At 45.2% G+C, this 20,171-nt stretch carries 19 protein-coding genes; 13 read left to right on the top strand and 6 right to left on the bottom strand.

The annotated features are described in order from the left end of the window. Positions 1-12: 12 nt before the first annotated feature. The gene (locus LRP49_RS00175) at positions 13-1,692 is read right to left on the bottom strand and encodes a GGDEF domain-containing protein (protein ID WP_274139380.1); all 1,680 of its coding nucleotides are present in this window, start codon (positions 1,690-1,692) and stop codon (positions 13-15) included. Positions 1,693-1,973: 281 nt separating this feature from the next. On the opposite strand from LRP49_RS00175, the gene LRP49_RS00170 reads away from it, so the two are divergent. Further along, positions 1,974-3,965: an exoribonuclease II gene (locus tag LRP49_RS00170; RefSeq protein WP_274139379.1), complete on the top strand. Its 1,992-nt coding sequence runs from the start codon at positions 1,974-1,976 to the stop codon at positions 3,963-3,965. A gap of 852 nt (positions 3,966-4,817) precedes the next feature. On the opposite strand, the gene LRP49_RS00165 is transcribed toward LRP49_RS00170, so the two are convergent. Then, on the bottom strand, positions 4,818-5,072 hold the full coding sequence (locus LRP49_RS00165; protein ID WP_274139378.1) for a hypothetical protein: 255 nt from the start codon (positions 5,070-5,072) through the stop codon (positions 4,818-4,820). 109 nt (positions 5,073-5,181) lie between these two features. Between LRP49_RS00165 and LRP49_RS00160 the strand changes: the two genes are divergently transcribed. From LRP49_RS00160 to LRP49_RS00110, 11 genes are all read left to right on the top strand, one after another. Beyond that, positions 5,182-6,048: a LysR family transcriptional regulator gene (locus LRP49_RS00160; protein WP_274139377.1), complete on the top strand. Its 867-nt coding sequence runs from the start codon at positions 5,182-5,184 to the stop codon at positions 6,046-6,048. A gap of 153 nt (positions 6,049-6,201) precedes the next feature. Beyond that, positions 6,202-6,729, top strand: coding sequence for a C40 family peptidase (locus LRP49_RS00155; protein WP_274139376.1), 528 nt, complete (start codon positions 6,202-6,204; stop codon positions 6,727-6,729). A gap of 116 nt (positions 6,730-6,845) precedes the next feature. Then, positions 6,846-7,160, top strand: a complete 315-nt coding sequence (locus LRP49_RS00150; protein ID WP_274139374.1) for a ribbon-helix-helix domain-containing protein — start codon at positions 6,846-6,848, stop codon at positions 7,158-7,160. Positions 7,161-7,241: 81 nt separating this feature from the next. After that, entirely contained in the window at positions 7,242-7,643 is a 402-nt protein-coding gene (locus LRP49_RS00145) for a VOC family protein (RefSeq protein WP_274139372.1), read from the top strand. 29 nt (positions 7,644-7,672) lie between these two features. Beyond that, positions 7,673-8,191 carry a hypothetical protein gene (locus LRP49_RS00140; RefSeq protein ID WP_274139370.1) on the top strand — a complete coding sequence of 173 codons (519 nt, stop codon included), beginning with the start codon at positions 7,673-7,675 and terminating at the stop codon, positions 8,189-8,191. A 5-nt stretch (positions 8,192-8,196) separates the two neighbouring features. Next, positions 8,197-9,771 carry a GMC family oxidoreductase gene (locus tag LRP49_RS00135; protein ID WP_274139368.1) on the top strand — a complete coding sequence of 525 codons (1,575 nt, stop codon included), beginning with the start codon at positions 8,197-8,199 and terminating at the stop codon, positions 9,769-9,771. 295 nt (positions 9,772-10,066) lie between these two features. Beyond that, on the top strand, positions 10,067-10,774 hold the full coding sequence (folM, locus tag LRP49_RS00130; RefSeq protein ID WP_274139367.1) for a dihydromonapterin reductase: 708 nt from the start codon (positions 10,067-10,069) through the stop codon (positions 10,772-10,774). Between the two features lie 11 nt (positions 10,775-10,785). Next, positions 10,786-11,151 carry a dihydroneopterin triphosphate 2'-epimerase gene (gene folX, locus LRP49_RS00125; protein WP_274140073.1) on the top strand — a complete coding sequence of 122 codons (366 nt, stop codon included), beginning with the start codon at positions 10,786-10,788 and terminating at the stop codon, positions 11,149-11,151. 218 nt (positions 11,152-11,369) lie between these two features. Further along, a complete protein-coding gene (locus LRP49_RS00120) occupies positions 11,370-11,909 on the top strand; it encodes a cytochrome b (RefSeq protein ID WP_274139366.1) in 540 nt (179 codons plus the stop codon). Further along, positions 11,906-12,472 (top strand): YceI family protein, encoded by a 567-nt coding sequence (locus tag LRP49_RS00115; protein ID WP_274139365.1) that lies wholly within the window; start codon positions 11,906-11,908, stop codon positions 12,470-12,472. The genes LRP49_RS00120 and LRP49_RS00115 overlap by 4 nt, the downstream gene beginning before the upstream one ends. Before the next feature lie 197 nt (positions 12,473-12,669). Further along, entirely contained in the window at positions 12,670-13,794 is a 1,125-nt protein-coding gene (locus LRP49_RS00110) for an amidohydrolase (RefSeq protein ID WP_274139364.1), read from the top strand. A 57-nt stretch (positions 13,795-13,851) separates the two neighbouring features. Here the strand turns inward: LRP49_RS00110 and LRP49_RS00105 are convergent, their stop codons facing one another. The 3 genes from LRP49_RS00105 to LRP49_RS00095 form a co-directional block, all read right to left on the bottom strand. Next, positions 13,852-15,300: an MFS transporter gene (locus tag LRP49_RS00105; RefSeq protein ID WP_274139363.1), complete on the bottom strand. Its 1,449-nt coding sequence runs from the start codon at positions 15,298-15,300 to the stop codon at positions 13,852-13,854. A gap of 413 nt (positions 15,301-15,713) precedes the next feature. After that, positions 15,714-16,775, bottom strand: a complete 1,062-nt coding sequence (gene aroG / locus LRP49_RS00100; RefSeq protein ID WP_274139362.1) for a 3-deoxy-7-phosphoheptulonate synthase AroG — start codon at positions 16,773-16,775, stop codon at positions 15,714-15,716. Positions 16,776-16,946: 171 nt separating this feature from the next. Continuing rightward, on the bottom strand, positions 16,947-18,398 hold the full coding sequence (locus LRP49_RS00095; RefSeq protein ID WP_274139361.1) for a cobyric acid synthase: 1,452 nt from the start codon (positions 18,396-18,398) through the stop codon (positions 16,947-16,949). Between the two features lie 241 nt (positions 18,399-18,639). On the opposite strand from LRP49_RS00095, the gene LRP49_RS00090 reads away from it, so the two are divergent. Then, positions 18,640-19,185, top strand: a complete 546-nt coding sequence (locus LRP49_RS00090; RefSeq protein WP_274139360.1) for a hypothetical protein — start codon at positions 18,640-18,642, stop codon at positions 19,183-19,185. Between the two features lie 37 nt (positions 19,186-19,222). Here LRP49_RS00090 and LRP49_RS00085 read toward each other — a convergent pair whose 3' ends face one another. After that, positions 19,223-20,110, bottom strand: coding sequence for an AraC family transcriptional regulator (locus tag LRP49_RS00085; protein ID WP_274139359.1), 888 nt, complete (start codon positions 20,108-20,110; stop codon positions 19,223-19,225). Positions 20,111-20,171: the final 61 nt, after the last annotated feature.

Genomic DNA, 20,171 nt, shown 5'->3' with positions numbered 1-20,171 from the left:
CCGAAAAAGCATTTAATCGATGCAAAACCTGTTTCGGCCTAGTTTCTCAGCAATCAAACACGCCTTTTCAGCTTTTTTTAACACCCCAATAGGTTTGGTGAACAACCCTGCACAGTTAACGGCAATGCCGAGGCTCAAGGTAACACGTTGATAGTAGTTCGACGTATCGTTTTCAATGTTTCGGTGGTAGGTCTCGTCGACAATTTTAGTCGCAATGTCTCTTAGATGAACTTCATCTTTTGTTTTTACCAGAAATGCAAACTGCCCCTCTTTTATTAGGCACAACAATTGGTCGTCAAAATCACGTAAGTGACATTTCAAATCATCCGCGATCGACATCATTAGACGTTGAGCGGGCAACTCACCGTATTGCTTCTTATATCCTTGGAAAAAATCGATAGACACGACGCCCGCTGTCACTGGCATTTTTTCATCTTTCGCCATTTTCACGAAACGAGGCAGAGCAAGATCCAGATACGTGGCATTAAGCAGACCTAACTTCTCATCTCGCACTTCCAACCAACGCATTTGTTTGCGCGCGTTCATCAATTGGTTTTCGACTTCGCTGTCTTTCTCTGCTTGAAGCCTTATTTGCTCTTGCAGTGCGTAATACCGTTCATCTGCCGCTTCTGTTTCACGAAGCTTAATGATTTTTTGGCAAACAGACGCCGCGAGTAGCTTGAAGGCTTCTTTTTTGGGCTCATCTAACACTGACTGGGAAAGTAGATTGTCAGCTGCCAGCCAACCAATACAGTTATCGCCATCCCACATAACCATCATGATGTTCCAACCAACGCCCACCTGTTTAGTACCAAAATAAAGAGGGACATTCTCTTTCACGATTAGTTGGTTCTTTTTAGAAAACGCTTCTTCCATAAAAAGGTTGTTAGGCATTTCTGTTCGGAAGTCGGATCGATCAACCACGTTTCCGTCAATGTCGGTCCCCCACGTTCCCCACATTTCGGAGCTGTCCATGTCACACAGAAAGATACCCATACGATCGATTTGCAGCTTGCTACGGCCAAGCTCAACTGCGATACGACACAGCGCGTGAATCGTCGTGGCCTTCGTAAAACGCAGAGATATTTCGTGCAGGCTTTTGATGTAGGAGAGCTGGGATGAGAGTTGGTGATTATTTAAGGCAAGGTTCAACTCGTTCTGGTGCTTGTCACTCTTAACTTGAGCCAACTGTTGTTTCAGCAAGAGGTATTTTAAATTTTCGGCGGCGGTATCGTAGACCCAATCAAAAAGTGTCGGATAAAAAGCCCTAACACCTGACGTACATTCCGATTCAACAAACAGGTATGCCAGCGTTTGGCTTCCCTTTTTTAATCTCAGTACCGTATGTTCCCATTGCGCATTGTCTTTCTTCCACACACCATTTACAGCAAACTCTCCGATTAATGAAAACTCTTTCTCACACTTGCTTGCTTCTTTTTCCCAATCAATTGAGTAGCCACCATACTCTTCAGCAGGCCGAAAATCGGGATAGAAATGAAAAACACGAGTCGTCAGACTTGCACAAAGTAACGGTTTGTTTTCAGATAAAACAAACAAAGCAACGTTGATTGCACCTACGTCGCGTTCTAATCGCTTAAAAAGCGTCTTGCACCAAAGCTCCAGCGATTCTTCAGTTTCTGTCGTTTCCGCCGAGGCCAGTGCTTCAGTCATTCCCATTAAACCGTTCGTCATTTTGTATACATTGTTTGACTATTCTGTCATCACCAATAAATTTGGCATTCAACACAAGTAAAGTTTGAGATGCCATACATAAAATAATGCAATGAACTACAACCCACGCGGGAGAGATAGGGATCTCCTCAACGAGATTTTGCGAACACATCACGCAATCCTGATAAATCCTTCAATTAAGATAAACCAGACGTATAAGTTACAATTTCTCCACCTTTATGCCTTGGTTTTGACATCTTGAATCCGTATAGTGTGGCGGTTCACAATCTGAGACCAGGCTAATGTTTCAAGACAATCCATTACTTGCACAGCTTAAACAGCAAATTAAAGAAAGCATTCCTAAAAAAGAAGGCACCATCAAAGCAACTGAAAAAGGCTTTGGCTTTCTGGAAGTAGACAGCAAAACCAGCTTTTTCATCCCACCTATCTACATGAAGAAAGTCATGCATGGCGATAAAGTGGTTGCATTGATCCGCACCGAAAAAGAAAAAGAAGTCGCGGAACCAGATGAATTACTGGAGCAGTCAGTGGATCGCTTTATCGGTCGTGTAAAAATGATCCGCGACAAGCTGAACGTAGTACCGGATAGTCCTCAGCTGAAAGATGCTATCCGCGCAAAAACGCGCAAAGGCTTGAGCCATAGTGCGCTTGCTGAAGGTGACTGGGTCGTCGCACACCTTGTCCGTCACCCGCTAAATGGCGAGAACGGATTCTTTTGTGAAATCAGCGAAAAGATCACTGAGTCTGACGATAAAATCGCGCCATGGTGGGTTACCCTTGCCAAGCACAATCTTCCAAACGTCGAACCAGCCCCACAAGCAAACTGGGAAATGCTGGACGAAGGTTTGGTCCGTGAGGATTTAACCGCACTACCTTTTATCACCATCGACAGTGAATCAACTAAGGACATGGATGATGCACTGCATACGATTGCGAATGACGACGGTACGTTCACACTGACGATTGCTATTGCAGACCCAACGGCATACGTCGCACAAAATACCGATCTTGACAAAGAAGCGCGTGAACGTGGGTTCACCATCTATTTGCCAGGTCGCAATATCCCGATGTTGCCACGAGAACTGAGCGATGATCTCTGCTCATTGCGTGAAGATGAAGTTCGCCCAGCACTTTGCTGTCGAGTGACAGTACTTGCAGATGGCACGATTTCAGATGATGCCGCATTCTTTGCGGCAACCATTAAATCTCACGGCCGCTTGGCCTATGACAATGTGTCTGATTTCTTCGAAAAAGGCAGTTGCGAAAAGTGGGAACCGTCTGATGTCATTGCTGAGCAAGTAAAAGCTTTGCATGGCCTAGCGAAAGCGCGTATTCACTGGCGTGAGAGCAACGCCGTGACATTCCCTGACCGTCCGGACTACCGTTTCGAACTCAGTGAAGATAATGATGTCGTCGCTATCCATGTCGATCCTCGCCGAACTGCAAATCGCATGGTTGAAGAAGCAATGATCACCGCAAATATTTGTGCTGGTCGCGCGCTTCGAGCTGCATTTGGTTTTGGTGTATTTAATACGCACGAAGGTTTTACGTCAGAAAAAATTGCTGACGCGCTGACCCTTGTCAATGAGCATGGTGCGGACACTACTATCGAGTCACTTCAGACGATTGAGGGCTTTTCGGCACTTCGTCGCTGGCTGAACACCCAAGAAACAACGTACTTGGATAACCGCATTCGTAAGTATCAAGGATACAGCGAAATCGACAATGCGCCTGCGCCACACTTCGCAATGGGCCTCGACGTATACGCGACATGGACTTCTCCAATTCGTAAATACGGCGACATGGTTAACCATCGCCTACTAAAAGCGATTGTACGTGGTGAAACATCCGCGGAAACCCCTGATGAGCAAGTCGGTGACGAGCTTGCACTTCATCGTAAGCATCATCGCATGGCAGAACGTGATGTTGCTGATTGGTTGTACGTTCGACTGCTTAAAGGCGAAGTTGAGAAGAAAACTGTCTTTAGTGCTGAGATTTTCGATATCAATCGCGCGGGTATGCGCACCCGATTATTGGAAAACGGCGCAATGGCGTTTGTTCCAGCCTCACTGATTGTTGATAACAAAAAGCGTGTAGAATGCAACGGTGACAACGGTACGATTAGTGTTGATGGTAACGTTGAGTTTAAGCTCGGTGACCAGATCGAAGTTGTTCTGGCTGACATAAAAGAGGCAACGCGCTCTATTGTTGGGAAACCTACAAGAGAGTTCGCTGTCGTTGCAGAGAAGCAAGACGCTGACAAAAGCGAATAATTTCGCCATTTAGTAGACATAAAAAAGCCAGACATTTGTCTGGCTTTTTTTTATCAGGGTATTGCTAAAAATATTCAGGCAATAAAAAACCCGGTCCATGGTGCCCGGGTTAGGTTACTTTAACTTTTCATCGCTAAGTGCGAGTAAAGTCCAGCTATGCAGTAACGCCAAATGTTGGACCAATCATAAGGCTGTCGGCGGCCAAACCAATTCCTTATAACTGTTTTATGTCCAGTCGGCCTAAATAAAAGGCCTTATTGTTATATGAACTCTTATCAATTTTTATCTTGGTGGTGGCTGACAAAAAGTGGGGGAACTCTTTCGAGGTCAACACAACCAAACAAGATATGCATCGCATTTTTCATTCTACGCAAATGATAACTCTAAATAATCACTGTGACAACCATCACTATAACGCGGTTATTATTCGTGAAGACCATCCAAAGCTACAAATTAATTATGAAATCGCCTTTTGAGTCATTGACTTAACTAAAGTGTAGTCACGGGTTTTCACTATCGCAAAACTTTAATAAAATTTTTGTACATTTTATGACTACTTATAGTGACAATCGCGTTGCGCAAAATACAGCACCTATTCATTGCAGATATATTAACAACACAAAGCATTTACCCATATCTAATAGGTAAGACCTACGCATATAATTTTGGTTCATTGGTGATAAAGCAGACGATTATTTTTGCAACCGAGATCTAAAAAGAAAAAATCCCGCACCATTTCAATGGTCGGGACTCATAGCAGAATGGCCTGCTCAAGGACTCGATAGGTAAATTGATTTGTCACATCGCTACGCGCTACTTTCCCAAGCTTGCTTCTCAGGCTTCTTTGCGTAACTACTTGTTGCGTCTTTTTCCTCGCTTCAACATCGCAAGCTCAGCGTTCACTTGGTCACGAGTCACTCCAATGTCTCGTAAAAACACGTCATCATTGACCCGAAGCTCTAACTCTTTCATTAATTGGTAATTACGCCAAGCCGACCAAAGTCTATGTGTCGCTTTTGATACCAGCTCAATATGTACCGCAACAACCTTTGATAACAGCTTATCGGTTTCCGTTTTCGCTATCTGTCTTAAGCTCTCTCCCATCACTGGCCCCTCCTAACTGACGTCGCTCTCATCTTGACAGGTTAATGATTAACCAATTTAATTAATCAGAAAAGCCAATATTATTCACACAAAACATCAAAGGAGTTGAACTATGAAAAATCTGGATGTGGACCAACTCCGAACATTGGTGGCCATCGTAGACTGCGGAAATTTTGCTTCCGCTGCCGACAGTGTTCATCGCACCCAATCTGCGGTGAGCATGCAGATGAAAAAACTCGAAGAAATCACTGGAGTGAAGCTTTTTCAGAAAAAAGGACGCAGACACATACTTACCGCTCACGGGATGACCTTAGTCAGTTATGCGCGTCAGATGCTCAGCGTAAACGATGAGGCTGTTGCGCATTTTCACAATCCAGAAATGAACGGGTTGGTGAAATTCGGCGTCTGTGACGACTATGTCAATCTGGTATTCCGGCGAATTCTGACAGGTTTCACTGAGCGTTATCCGAATTTGCAGCTTTCTGTTCAGAGCAACAGCAGCCAAAGACTCATCAAGCAAGTCCGTGACGGACGATTAGATCTCGCTTTAATAAATATCCATGATCAAAGCTATCCCGCACAGGAGCTGTTCACTGAAAAACTTGTTTGGGCAAAGGCAAAGCACGTGAGTTATTGCAAAGAGCGACCGTTACCCATTGCGATAGAAAGTGACTGCCGCTGGGGTCGACTTGCCCTTGAGCTACTCGACCGTGCTAATGTGCCCTATCACGTCGTTTTGTCTGCCGCAGACTTCCATGGCTTAAACGCCGCCATTGAATCTGGCATGGCAGCATCGCTTATCGCGGCCTGTTCGATAACAGACAAAATGGATACGCTCGACTGGCTTGACCAACATTCACATGAAACGTCAATAGTGAGTGGTCTTGCTGTCAAGCCAGGTGCTAGTGAGCCCGCGGTTCTTGCCCTTTCGACGTACATTTCTGACTGGTATATCAGACGCAATCAATCTGCCGCATAATCTCGCTTATCAGCCTGATGATCTTTCGCTTTGTGTTTTCATCAGGCTCCGAGATATCTCAACTTCAAGACTGTCTGTTATTACTGCATTGCGGTTGCAACAGGGCTACCCTAAACTAGAATTCAGTGTTTTCTTAGTGTATCTATCTGTTTCATGCGACCTTTTTACTCAGTAGCCTGTTTATGTTTTGGCAGCCTGTTTTTGTTTGGCTGCTCTTCCCCTTCAGTGACGCCTGATTTTATTGATGTCACCGCTCAACGTTCCACTGAAATAACCAGCCCCCCAAAAGAAGACGTGACGCTTAAGAACGTTAACTTCGCACTAAATCAGTACTTTAAGGAATGGAAAGGCACACCGTATCGGTGGGGTGGAAGTAGTAAAAAAGGCATAGACTGCTCTGCTTTCACTCAGCATGCCTATAACACCATTTTTGAGCACTCTCTTCCTAGAACTACAACTCAACAAGTTAAGAATGGCAAAAAAGTCTCACTGACGAACGCGAGTTATGGCGATCTTGTTTTCTTTAAAACAGGGAGCCGACGCTACCACGTCGGCATATACATAGGCGAACGCGAATTCATGCATGCATCCACGTCGAAAGGCGTCATTATCTCCACGCTGGATAACCCCTACTGGTCAGCGCGTTTTTGGCAAGTCCGAAGCTATGTCCCCTACCCTTAAAATAGCCACAAATCGTAAAGTATTATTGTTAAGACGGCAGAGTTAAGTCGTTCTTCTTACGCTTATAAATTGTAAGAAACTATGCTGCCGCAATCCAGCTGTAGGAGATTGACGATATGTGTACTATTTTTGCGGGACAAGATACGACAAATTACGAGTTCCACACCCGTTCTATCCGGCTTGGAGGTCATTGCACAAGCGTCAGACTAGAAAAAAAATTTTGGGAAATTCTGGACCAGATAGCGAGCTCCCAAAACATGAACACAAGCCGTTTTCTTACCACCATCTATGACGAAGCCTTAGACATTAATGGTGACGTTTCAAACTTTGCTTCTCTCCTACGATGTAGCTGTATTCTTTATCTTAGTGATACAGAAAAAACCATGGCTATCGCCAATTCACAGCTCAAGCTCGCCCATAACGAAACATAAATTTAACATGCGGTAGCATAATACCACCCTCCATTCTCTTTGCAGGCGTATGGTAGTTCCACACACTGTGGAGGTCATCATATGGCAAAAGCAATCCATTCAATGATACGGGTTCTGGATCCAGATATATCAATCCAGTTCTACCATTCTGTGCTCGGACTTGATGTCGAAGAGCGGTTCGATTTTGACGGTTTCTCGCTGATTTACCTAAGAAATCAAGAAACATCCTTTGAAATTGAGCTGACACACAATCATAACAACACCGAACCCTACACACACGGTACCGGCTATGGCCATCTCGCCGTTTCTGTCGCTGATATTGCCTCTATCCACGCGAGTTTGGTTGAAAAAGGGCTTTCCCCTACCGACGTAAAAACAATGAATTACTTGGGTAATCCAATGGCAACGTTCTTTTTCATCACCGACCCTGATGGTTACAAAATTGAGTTTCTTGAACGTACAGGTCGATTCGCTTCCATGTAATGCCTGTAAGCAGAAAAGGAGAATTCACAATGAAGCAACAAGCAATGTCCCGCAGAAAAATACTAAAACTGGGGTTACTCAGTGCATCTACCGCACTCGCATACTCATCATTCGGGATCGTCATACCCGAAAAGAGCTGGGCTCTGACAGTGAATACGCTTACTCCCGAACAAGGAGAAAAACTGCTCACTGTTTGTAGACTTATCTATCCGCATCCCAACTTATCCGACACCTTTTATGCTGCGTCAGTAGAAAGCTTAGACGGCGCAGCCAGCGGAAATCCTCAAACGCGAGCAATCATTGTCGAAGGGCTAGAGTCACTCGGTGAATGGAACAACAAATCTCAAGCCCAACGCTTAGCCCAGCTTAATCACATCGCTCAATCGCCTTTTTTCCAAACCGTACGTGGAAACATGGTGGTTTCTTTTTACGACAACCCAAACGTCTGGCCCAAATTTGGATACCAAGGGCCGTCATTTCCCAAAGGTGGATATATTCATCGTGGATTTGACGATATTGACTGGTTGCCAACGACAGCGAAGGAGTAAGAGCTATGTCTACCAAATTTGATTTAAATGATCGTAGCGTTGTTGTTGTTATTGGCTCAGGGGCTGGAGGAGGCACGTTAGGCAATGAACTGGCGCAAAAAGGTATCAACGTCGTATGCCTTGAGGCGGGATCGCGACTTGATTACAGAACTGACTTCGAAAACAACGAATGGGGAATGTTTAGTAAAGAAGCGTGGTTAGAACCGCGAACAACCTCAGGTACTTGGCAAGTCGCAAAGGATTTCCCCGGACTACCGGCTTGGATTTGTAAAACCGTTGGCGGCTCAACGCTACATTGGGCAGGTGCGAGCTTGCGTTTTCAAGCCCATGAATTTAAAGCACTAACTACTTATGGATCCGTTGAGGGAGCCACACTTCTCGACTGGCCTCTTACTCTGCAAGAAATGGCACCATATTACGATAAAGCAGAAGACAAAATGGGGGTAACTCGAACCCATGATATCCCAGGCCTACCCGGAAATAACAACTTCAAAGTCATGCAGGCTGGTGCTCAGAAAGTAGGGTATAAAAACGTTCATACAGGGAGAATGGCGATAAACTCTCAACCAAGAGATGGCCGCCCTTCTTGCCAGCAAATCGGATTTTGCTTTCAAGGGTGTCGTGTTGCCGCCAAATGGTCCACGCTTTACACCGAAATTCCGAAAGCAGAAAAAACGGGCCACTTTGAATTACGCCCTCTCAGTCATGTACAGACGATTGCCCATGATGACAGCGGTAAGGTCACCGGGGTTCTCTATGTAGATGGCAACGGCGATCAACAGTTCCAGAAAGCCCGCGTTGTGTGCGTCGCAGGTAACTCAATTGAAAGTCCACGTATTTTGCTCAACTCCACCAGCAATAAATACCCAAATGGCTTAGCAAATACGTCTGATCAGGTGGGCAGAAATTATATGCGACATGTAACGGGCTCTGTCTACGCCGAATTTGAAAAGCCCGTCCATATGTACCGAGGGACAACCATGGCAGGGATCATCACTGACGAATCTAAACACGATCCATCACGTGGATTTGTGGGCGGGTTTGAAATGGAGACGCTCTCTTTGGGGCTGCCTTTTATGGCGGCATTTCTAAAACCCGGCGCATGGGGTGAAGATTTTGCGAAGTCCATGGAAGGGTACGAAAACATGGCAGGTATGTGGATTGTCGGCGAAGATATGCCGCAATCAACCAACCGCATCACACTCAACGATGAGGTAAAAGATCAATACGGTCTTCCTGTTCCCAACGTACATTTTGACGACCACCCTAATGACGTAGCTATGCGGAATTTCGCTTATGATCGAGGGGCTGAAGTCTATGAGGCTGTTGGTGCCGTAAAAACGCACCGAGTCGTTCCTTACCCGTCTACCCACAACCTCGGAACGAATCGAATGAGCGAAAGCCCAGAGGACGGCGTTGTGAACAAATGGGGACAAAGTCATGACATACCGAACCTATTTATTTCAGACGGCAGCCAATTTACGACCGGAGCCGCAGAAAACCCAACGCTCACCATCGTTGCATTAGCCATACGACAAGCCGATTACATCGCTGAATCCATGAATAAGAAGCAGTTATAATGAATGCCAGCAAACAGCCTAACTCTCTGTTTGCTGGCCAAATTTTTTCATACTCATTCGCACCCAATTACTCAAGCCCAATCAGGCTAAATCCTTCTTAACCTCCCACGACAGACATAATGGTTGCTAGAAGCAGAATACCCTGTGAGCCAGTCGCCATTACCAACTTCTTGTACATCAGCGTCAAACCTCTTCTGCTACTATTTTGTAAGCCACTGATTTTAATCTTTATCGGGTGATCTTTCTCAGCTTCACTTCGTATTGAGAAACGCTAATACCGCTGGAACAGGAATATATGGAGCAAGAAACGATCGTTATAACTGGCGCAGGGCAAAGAATCGGTCTTGCACTGGCTAAACACTTCAAAGCGCGCGGGTTCTCTGTCGTCGTTTCCTATCGCACAGAGCGTCAAGGAGTGACTGAATTGAAAAACCTCGGTGTTGAATGTATCCCTGCGAATTTCGCGACGGACAAAGGCATTCATCAGTTTTCCAGAGCCGTAGCAGAAAACCACAATACGATTCGCGCCATTATCCACAACGCATCTGACTGGAACTGTGAGAAAAACACAGATGACTACGCCGCATTGCTAGAGCAAATGATGCAAGTTCATGTGAAGGCTCCTTATCTCATTAACCTTGCACTGACGCCGTTCTTATCTTCACAATCATCTGCCGATATCATTCATTTTACCGATTACGTCGTAAGAAAAGGCAGTGCTAAACACATTGCCTATGCAGCGAGTAAAGCTGCGCTTGAGAATCTGACTCTCTCTTTTGCACAAAAACTCGCCCCCGGTGTAAAAGTAAATAGCATTGCTCCTGCATTGATCATGTTTAATGAAAATGATGATGATGCTTATAGAGAAAAGGCATTGTCCAAATCATTGATGGGACAAGCACCAGGTGAACAAGAAGTCGTGAATGCCGTTGAATTCATTCTCAGCAGCACCTATATGACAGGCCAGAGCGTCAACCTTGACGGCGGCCGGGCACTCAAATAACAGGGACGAACATTATGCAGAATGCCATTATCACTATTACTAACCTTCGTCTACGTACCTACATTGGCTTCAACCCTGAAGAGCAAGAGAAAAAGCAGGACGTGATACTTAACTTGGAAATCCACTACCCTGGTGACAAGGCGTGCTATAACGACAACGTTAACGACGCCCTTAACTACAAAACAATCACCAAAGCCATCATCGACCACGTCGAAAATGGGCGATTTCTCTTGTTAGAAAAACTCGTTTCAAGCGTACTCGAAATCACAATAGAGCATCCTTGGGTAACGTTTTCTCGTGTCACGATAGATAAGCCTCACGCCTTGCGTTTCGCTGATTCTGTCTCTCTAAGTTTAAGTTGGCAGAAAGAAGATTAGGCCGTTACGCACGCGCTTACTGCTTAAATATCCTCAGCGGTACCTTAATCCGGTACCGTTTTTATCGTCGAATAAGCACCAAAATGTGCAAGGTTGATTCCCTTCATTAAAGTTCATTCTAATTTTTCGAACAAGTCGTTCTAGTGAAGACGGTTATAAAGTAAATCTAGATACATATACTTCTCATTATCAATGAATGACTAGGATACGTTTCGTTAATGGAAAGCCCAGCGCAATATAATCTGACATTGAGAGTCATACACTGGCTAACTGCCATTACGGTAATTGGTATGTTTGCAGTGGGGCTTTGGATGGTCGACCTAACCTACTACAGTTCGTGGTACAAAACTGCACCGCACTGGCACAAGTCGGTGGGGATTCTATTGCTGTCACTTACTCTGTTCCGCCTACTTTGGCGAGCGATGAAAGGAGCACCTGATATATCAGGATCGCGTATTGAGAAGATTGCTGCGCATGCTGCTCACCATACTCTCTACGTGTTGCTGTTTGTTATTTTTGTATCAGGCTACCTCATTTCCACCTCAGACGGTCGTCCCATCGACGTTTTCGACTGGTTTTCAGTACCTGCTCTTGGCGAACTCTTCCCTGATCAGTCTGATATTGCTGGAAGTATTCACTATTACGCAGCCTATGCGCTGATTGCGTTAGCGTCATTACATGCACTCGCTGCACTCAAGCATCACTTCATTGATAAAGACAATACATTACGGAAAATGATTGGAGATAGAACAGTATGAAGAAGGCAATTCTTGCGTTAGGTTTTGGCGCCGCGACACTCGCAACATCAGTAATGGCTGAAGATTATGTGATTGATACCGAAGGTGCACACGCATCAATCAATTTCAAAGTACCTCACTTAGGCTACAGCTTTATCAAAGGCCGTTTTAATGATTTCAATGGTGAGTTTTCTTATGACCCTGAGAATGTGGAAGACTCCGTCGTCGTTGTCAATATCGATACAACCAGCTTGGATTCAAACCACGCTGAACGCGATAAACACCTTCGCAGTGATGATTTCATTAATGCATCTAAATATTCATCAGCGACGTTTAAAAGCACATCCGTCGTTCAGAACGCAGACGGCACACTGACTATCAATGGGGATCTAACACTTCACGGTAAAACCAACCCTATCGCCATTGATGCTAGTTTCATTGGGGCAGGTGCAGATCCGTGGGGCGGATACCGTGCCGGCTTTGACGGCACAACACGCATAGAACTTGCTGACTACGACATTAACGTCGTTGGACCTTCTAGCTACGTAGACTTAGAACTCCATGTAGAAGGCATCAAAAAGTAACCGCTAAGCGTTTGTATTGGTAGGTGAAATGCTTGCCAATACAGTTTTTCTTTGCAAATCAATCTTATCGAGATCATGCACAGATTTAGATAATGACAACTCTGATCTGAAACCTAAACAGAGTAGATCTTCATCACAAAATTACGCCAACCGTCCGAGTAGAGTATGACGTTCGTTTTCCGCAACCAGGTGGTGTCATGTTCAACCCTATCCTATTTCGTCATCGCCTTCACAAGCACCCGGAACTATCGGGCTCCGAAAAAAACACCCGAGATGTAATAGTAAAAACGCTGTCGTCATTTGGATTGGATCCACTATCAGATATCGGTGGATATGGGGTTGTGGTTAAGTTTGAAAGTAGAGAAGACGGACCTCACTTGCTATTTCGCGCCGACACCGACGCCCTACCTATCCATGAAATACCTTGTCACGAGCATGCCTCAACCGTTAGAGGTGTTATGCATGCCTGCGGACATGACGGGCATTCCGCGAGCCTGATGGCTCTCGCTTACAAATTGTCCCTAACCGAATTGCAGCGTGGCTCGGTGACCCTTATTTTTCAACCGTCTGAAGAGAACGGTCAAGGCGCAAAAGCCATGATGAAAGACCTATCTTGGCAGAAAACCAAGTTTCATTACGCTTTTGGCTACCACAATGTGCCTGGGTACCCTCTCGGCCAAATATTATGTCGCAATAACACTTTCGCCTGCGCGTCTACTGGTGTCGCGATTCGTTTTGTCGGGAAAACGGCCCATGCAGCCTACCCCGAGACGGCGATTAACCCGACCTCTGCTATTCGCGAGTTAATGCTCGATGTGGAAGCATTGCCGCAGGCGATTTCTCAAGGCTTCACTCTCGCTACTATCGTTCACGTTCAGCTGGGAAAACCTGCGTTCGGAACCACCCCCGAAACCGGTGAACTGTTTGTTACACTTCGTAGCGATAGCAATAAGTGTTTTTCTGCGCTCTGTGAGCAAGTAAAGCAACTAGCAAGTTTCTATGCTGAACGAGATGGGTTGGATCTAAGCATCGAATGGGTTGATAGCTTCAACGCCACTATTAACCACAGTGAAGCCAATATGCTACTTCGCCAAGCCTGTAAAGATTTGGGGTTTGACTACGTAAATTTGGACAATCCCATTCGATGGTCTGAAGACTTTTCCGAGTATTCTAAAGAATGGCCGTCAGCATTTTTTGGGTTAGGCAGTGGCTCTGATCATCCCCCCTTACATGATCCCCGTTATGATTTCCCTGACGCTTTAATTGATGTTTCGAGCAAAATTTTCGAACAAATCATACGAGATATGAACGGGTTAAAGTAACGGAAAACAAAAAGGCGAGCGTCATGCTCGCCTTTTCTAGCCTTAACTCAATCTTCTCTATAGTTCACCACGCAGCTGAACCAATTTATCTTTAATCGCCCGCGCTTTCTGTTCGCTCAGGTCATATTTCCACATGACAAGAATAGCGAGAAATGCGGTTGATGCAGGAATGATGATGTCTGCTATGCGAAGCTGAGTGATGGTTTCAGCAGACTGTGCGCTCAAACCTGGATCAAAGCCAATCAGCTTCAAGACCAAACCACCCAGAATCAGAGCTAGAGCCTGACCTATTTTCACCATTAGCCAATAAATAGCACCAAACGTTCCTTCTTTACGCGGCATGCCATTTTCGAGCTCATCCATGTCACACACATCGGCTGTCATACTCATCATCAAGGTAAACAGACCGCCTATACCAAATGACATGAGTGGAATCGGCATAAAGATCATCCACGGATTGCTTGGATCAAAGCCCCACCATTTCAAAGAATACCCAACAATAGAGATAGCCGTAGAAATAATGAACGCTTTGCGCTTACCCCACTTATTCGCCATCACAGTAATAACAGGGATAACCACAAATGCTGTCACAATGGCACTGACCGTTGCAAACCAAGCTGGCCATGTTCCAGTTGCGCCATAATCTCCACCAAACATGTGGAATACTATAATGAAAAATGCGAATGATGATACCAATTGGAAGCCGTTAAACACGAGAAACGTCGCAGCACATAAGCGAACAAAAGGGCCATTCTTGAACACTTGCTTTATACCTCTGAACACCTCTTTGAGGTTAGAGAATATCGTTGATACCGAAATTTCCGCACGGTTACCCATATCAGAAGCATCAATGCCTTTGCAGAATAAACCAGGAATAATTCCCAATGTAATACACGCACCTGCAACGAACAAAGAGAGTTGCTGCACGCCTTCCGCTTGGCTACTAAAGAGGTCAGGGTCTGCAATCAATACCCAAAACCATGGCACAATCATCCACGCAACTTGACCTAACGTGTTTGCAAACGCCATCAAACGTGTGCGCTCATTGTAATCAGAGGTCATTTCGTAGCCGAGACCAACGAAAGGCGTTGCAAACATGGTGTTACCGATGGTGAAGATCAAAGAGAAAATGAGGAAATACCAGAAGTTATACTCTTGTGATGCTTCAGGATCTAATTGCCAAAGCATGGCAAAGAAAACGCCACTTAGGATTGCGCCAACAACGATGTATGGGCGCCGTCTACCCCAGCGTGATTTCGTGTTATCAGTGATAAAGCCCATGATAGGGTCAGTAATCGCATCAAACAGCCTAGGTAAACCACCCAATAAACCTGCCAAAAACGGATCCATGCCGAAAGCAGTTATCAGGAAGAAAGAGAAAACACCGAGTGCTCCCGGCAAGAGGTTCAATGTCAGCGTACCTGCACCATAAGCTCCCTTTTGTACAATGGGTACTTGCGCGCGCGAGTCCGACGCTGGGTTGGACGTTACATCTATCTGAGACATGGCCTATGTTAATCAATTGTGAATACGTAACACGATAGTAGCCAGTTAACGCGAAGCTCTACAAATAGACATATCGCGAGATTTATCTCTAGTTTTTCATTTTGAAAGCCCTTTCTTTGGCTTTATGTTTTAAACCCAACCAAAGTATCCTGTAACTACATGGGTTAAGACATTGAGTCACTATTATCTACTGATTTCCCTGACCTACTCAGTATTTTCCGTTAAAGTGACAAATCTATTAGTAATTTGCAAACCACTGCAATCCAGTCTCATCTATGAATCATTCGGTTTCTATCGCAGTGTTGTAACGCATTGGGAGTGACCAAGAAATTAGAAAGAAAACGCTTTCACTACCATCAGAAAAAACAAAAAAGCCGCCATGATTGGCGGCCTTTAAACTTTCGTTCAACTGATTATTTGCTATTGCGACGCTCTTGAACCGCATCAGCCAATCGTTGAAGTACCTTTTCCGTATCATCCATGCCGATACAAGCATCTGTAATACTTTGACCGTACACAGGTGCTTTACCGTCTACAAGATCTTGTCGGCCTTCTACAATGTGACTTTCAATCATGACACCAAAGATTGCATCGTTCCCGCCCGCAACTTGGTTCGCGACATCATCACCAACGACAACTTGGTTTTTGTACTGCTTGCTGCTGTTCGCGTGGCTGAAGTCAATCATCAGTTTTGAACGTAAGTTTGCCGATTCCAACTCTGACATGATCGCTGAAACATGTTCAGCCGAGTAGTTAGGCTCTTTACCACCACGAAGAATAATATGGCAATCTTCGTTACCCGCCGTCTCTACGATGGCTGAATGGCCAAACTTGGTCACCGATAAGAAGTGGTGAGGAGACTCAGCTGAGCGAATTGCGTCGGTCGCAATTTTGATGTTCCCATCCGTACCGTTTTTGAATCCAACCGGACAAGAAAGCCCTGATGACAACTCACGGTGAACTTGAGATTCAGTCGTACGTGCACCGATTGCGCCCCAGCTGATCAAATCACCCATGTACTGTGGCGTGATCATGTCCAAAAACTCACCTGCAGTCGGCAAGCCCATGTTGGTAATGTCTAGCAGTAGCTTACGACCAATACGCAAGCCATCATTCAACTTAAAGCTGTTATCCAAGTAAGGGTCATTAATAAGCCCCTTCCAGCCAACGGTTGTGCGTGGTTTCTCAAAGTAAACACGCATGACGATTTCAAGCTTATCTGCGTGCTTATCACGAAGGGCTTTTAGCTTTTCGCCGTACTCTACTGCCGCAACTGGATCATGGATAGAACATGGACCAATAATGACCAGAAGGCGGTCATCTTTGTCATTCAAAATATTATGAATAGCCTGACGAGCATTAAAAACAGTCTCAGACGCTTTTTCTGTTGCCGGAAACTTTTCTAAAACCGCAATTGGAGGAAGAAGTTCTTTAATATTGCTAATGCGTACATCGTCTGTTTTATGAAAGCTCATTATCTCACCTTGCTTATACTTCTCGTTATTTTGCGTTTAACAAATAACGTGTAATCCCTACATTCATCTTTAACTTATCGTCAATCCGCATAGAGTGCAAACGTAATTTTACAACTTTGGCAACTTTTATGTTGCACATAAACATTGACAAAGAAATCTTAACGGACTATGTCATCCCCATATCATTTGTAGATTGATTGAGTCTTCCAGCGCATCGGCCAACGCATTAATACTTCTCTCTCTTTCCGCGATAACGTCAATGCCAGACTGTGAATCCAACCCAGCCCACCGTAGGATTAACGAACACGCATCAGGGGAATCAAACAGCCCATGCCAATAGGTGCCAAATACGTTGTTGTCTGCACTCACTAAACCATCAACACTTTCCTGAGTAACGATCACAGCGTCACCCACTGTTGTAGTGATCCCCATGTGGATTTCATAACCCACCACATTCACTGACTGACCGTTTAGCGAGATACGCCCCTCTTTCTGCAACAGCACCTTTTCTTTCTCAATAACGGATTCCGCTTCAAGAAAGCCCAAACCTTGTGCCAAATCAATGCTGCCTTCAATCTGATGAGGGTCGCGGATACATTGACCAAGCATTTGATACCCACCACAAATACCAATCACCTTTCCACCATATCTCAGGTGTTTTGCAATGGCCTTGTCCCAACCATATTCACGCAATGCGGTAAGATCAGAGATGACATTCTTACTGCCTGGCAAAACAATCAAATCGCAACCAGGTATTTTTTCTCCCGGCCCAACGAATTGTAAATTCACGTTTGGGTGGAACCGCAACGCATCAAAGTCAGTGTGATTACTTATTCTTGGAAACACCGGAACTGCCACATTCAACACAGGTTGTGAATCATCAATGTTCTGCGTTACATCGATCGCATCTTCAGCATCGAGGTTGAGTCCTTGCAGATAGGGAACGACACCGAGGACGGGTTTTCCGGTCTTCTCTTCTAGCCATCTCAGTCCCGGTTTAAGAAGCTCAAGGTCACCACGAAAACGGTTAATAACGAAGCCGATCACACGCTCTCTTTCAGATTGAGACAAACATTCTAAAGTCCCAAGTAAATGCGCCAATACCCCACCTCGATCGATGTCTGCCACTATGATCACGGGAACATCTGCTTCTTCTGCAAAACCCATGTTGGCGACATCGTGCTCTCTCAAATTCACTTCTGCAGGACTGCCAGCTCCTTCAATCAGCACACAGTCAAATCTATCTTGGAGAATATTGAACGATTCAAGAATTGGCCCCATAGCCAACTCCTTGTATGCCTGAAACCCAATGGCCTGCATAGAGACCGACGCTTTGCCTTGAATGATGACCTGTGCAGAACAATCCGAATCTGGCTTTAGCAAGATAGGATTCATGTGAACACTTGGCTCAACACCACACGCGAAAGCTTGGAAAGCCTGCGCGCGACCGATCTCCCCGCCATCTGCAGTGACAGCACTGTTTAGCGCCATATTTTGAGATTTAAATGGCGCAACAGAGACACCTTTTCGTGCAAGGACTCGTCCAAGGCCCGCCACGAGAACGCTTTTACCTGCGTCGGAAGTTGTGCCCTGAATCATGAGAGCATTGTGAGTTGAAAGCATACAAAAGCCTAAAACGCGAACCCGTGCTGAACGGTAAACCTTACGCCGCACGGTATCGGAGCTGGAACAGAAATTTTCGTGCAACAATATCACATCGTGTTGCAAAAAATTGATAAGTGACGAGTTTTATATGAATAACTTTGCCACGAGCATCAAAGTTATTCGAATCACAACTAAATTTTTCGGGTTCCTGCTTTTACACTCGAAACCATGTAACTGATTGTAAACAGGGCGACAACGCGTGAAACCAATATCTCTTTTAACCAAAGTGTTGATGGTCGCAGTGGGAATGAGTTGTACGAATGCGATGGCAACCAATTTTAACTACACCAACCTTGAAATAGGTTTCACTGCCGATCCTTCAGGCCTTGCCGGCACGGGTCGCCTTGCATTTATGGATGGTGCGCATTTTGTGGTTAATGCAAGTAGCCAATTTGAAGGGGACTGGATTATTTCAGGGGGTGCAGGCTTTCAAGCGCCAATTAACGGATTTGTTGACTTGCATGGTGATGCACGTATCTACTCAGTGAAATTTCCTGAAGACGATAAGCATGATTTTGGCGAACTGGCGTATGGGGTTAATGTCGGTATTCGAGCTTGGGTTATGCCTCAAATAGAAGTCACGGCGGTTGTTGGGCAGGTCGCCTTCGATTCCGATGACACAAAAAGTATTGTTGAGCTTGGCGGACGTTTCCATTCTACAGATGCGCTATCTGTCGGGGTAATGTATCGTGCCAATGGACTATATAAAGAGCAATTTTATATGAATGTGAGGTTTGAATTTTAGTCCATCACATTGTGCTTACTGCAAATCAATATCATCATTAGCCTATCGTGGCCACACTGGATTTCGCGTTACTTGGGGTGATTCCGAAGTAGCGTTTAAACTCTCGGCTAAATTGTGATGGGCTGCTGTATCCAACCCCAAAACACACCTCCGAGACTTGATACCCTTGCGATAGCATTGATCTCGCTTTGTGAAGCCGAAGCGACTTCACATACTGCATAGGCGACACTGACGTGACCAGTTTAAAATGCTCGTGTAACGAGGACACACTCATTCCCGCCACATCTGCGATCTCTTCAATATCAATGTTTCGTTCAAAGTGTTGCTCAATGTAGTGCACGACAGGCGCAATGCGATTCGCACCAGCATGGTGACTCACACTGTTTCTCAATAAACCACCGCACGGTCCCTTCAATACTTGATAGTACAAGTCTCGGCAGATTGAACTAGCTAAGATGTCACAGTCCATCGGCTCCGAAAGGACATTAACTAACCTTTCCAGCGCGTTAGAGATCGGCACGGTTAAAGACGTAGATTGGGTTAACGTCGCTTGCTCGACGTATTTAGTCTCGTGATCCCATCGGTTCATTTCCATCATTAACTGCCCGACGACATGGCGATCAATGCCCAAACTAAGTCCTACATAGGGTTGATCCTTATTTACGTCCAAGACACTCGCTTCGACCGGTCGAATCACTGAATTAATCAGATACGTATTGGGGCTATATTCGTAGTGCACTCGCCCCGCAACCACCTTTTTCTTCCCTTGAAGAACAAAACAAATTGCGGGCTGAAGCACCATCGGCATTAGGGGGATTTCGTTTGATGATACGTAAACGTTTAACGTCGAAACAGCCGTCGGGGTTACGCCTTCTGATTTGGCTAAATCGAACACTTTGTTTACCAAAGATTGGTCAATTATCATGCTTCTCTCCCTCCATGCAATTTGTAGAATTATGGCAGCCAAATCGTCCTAATAGTGACGA

Source organism: Enterovibrio qingdaonensis (assembly GCF_028683135.1).
GTDB classification, from domain to species: Bacteria; Pseudomonadota; Gammaproteobacteria; order Enterobacterales; family Vibrionaceae; genus Enterovibrio; species Enterovibrio qingdaonensis.
Note: the sequence above shows the minus strand (reverse complement) of the source record. Positions and strands in the feature narration are given on the sequence as shown.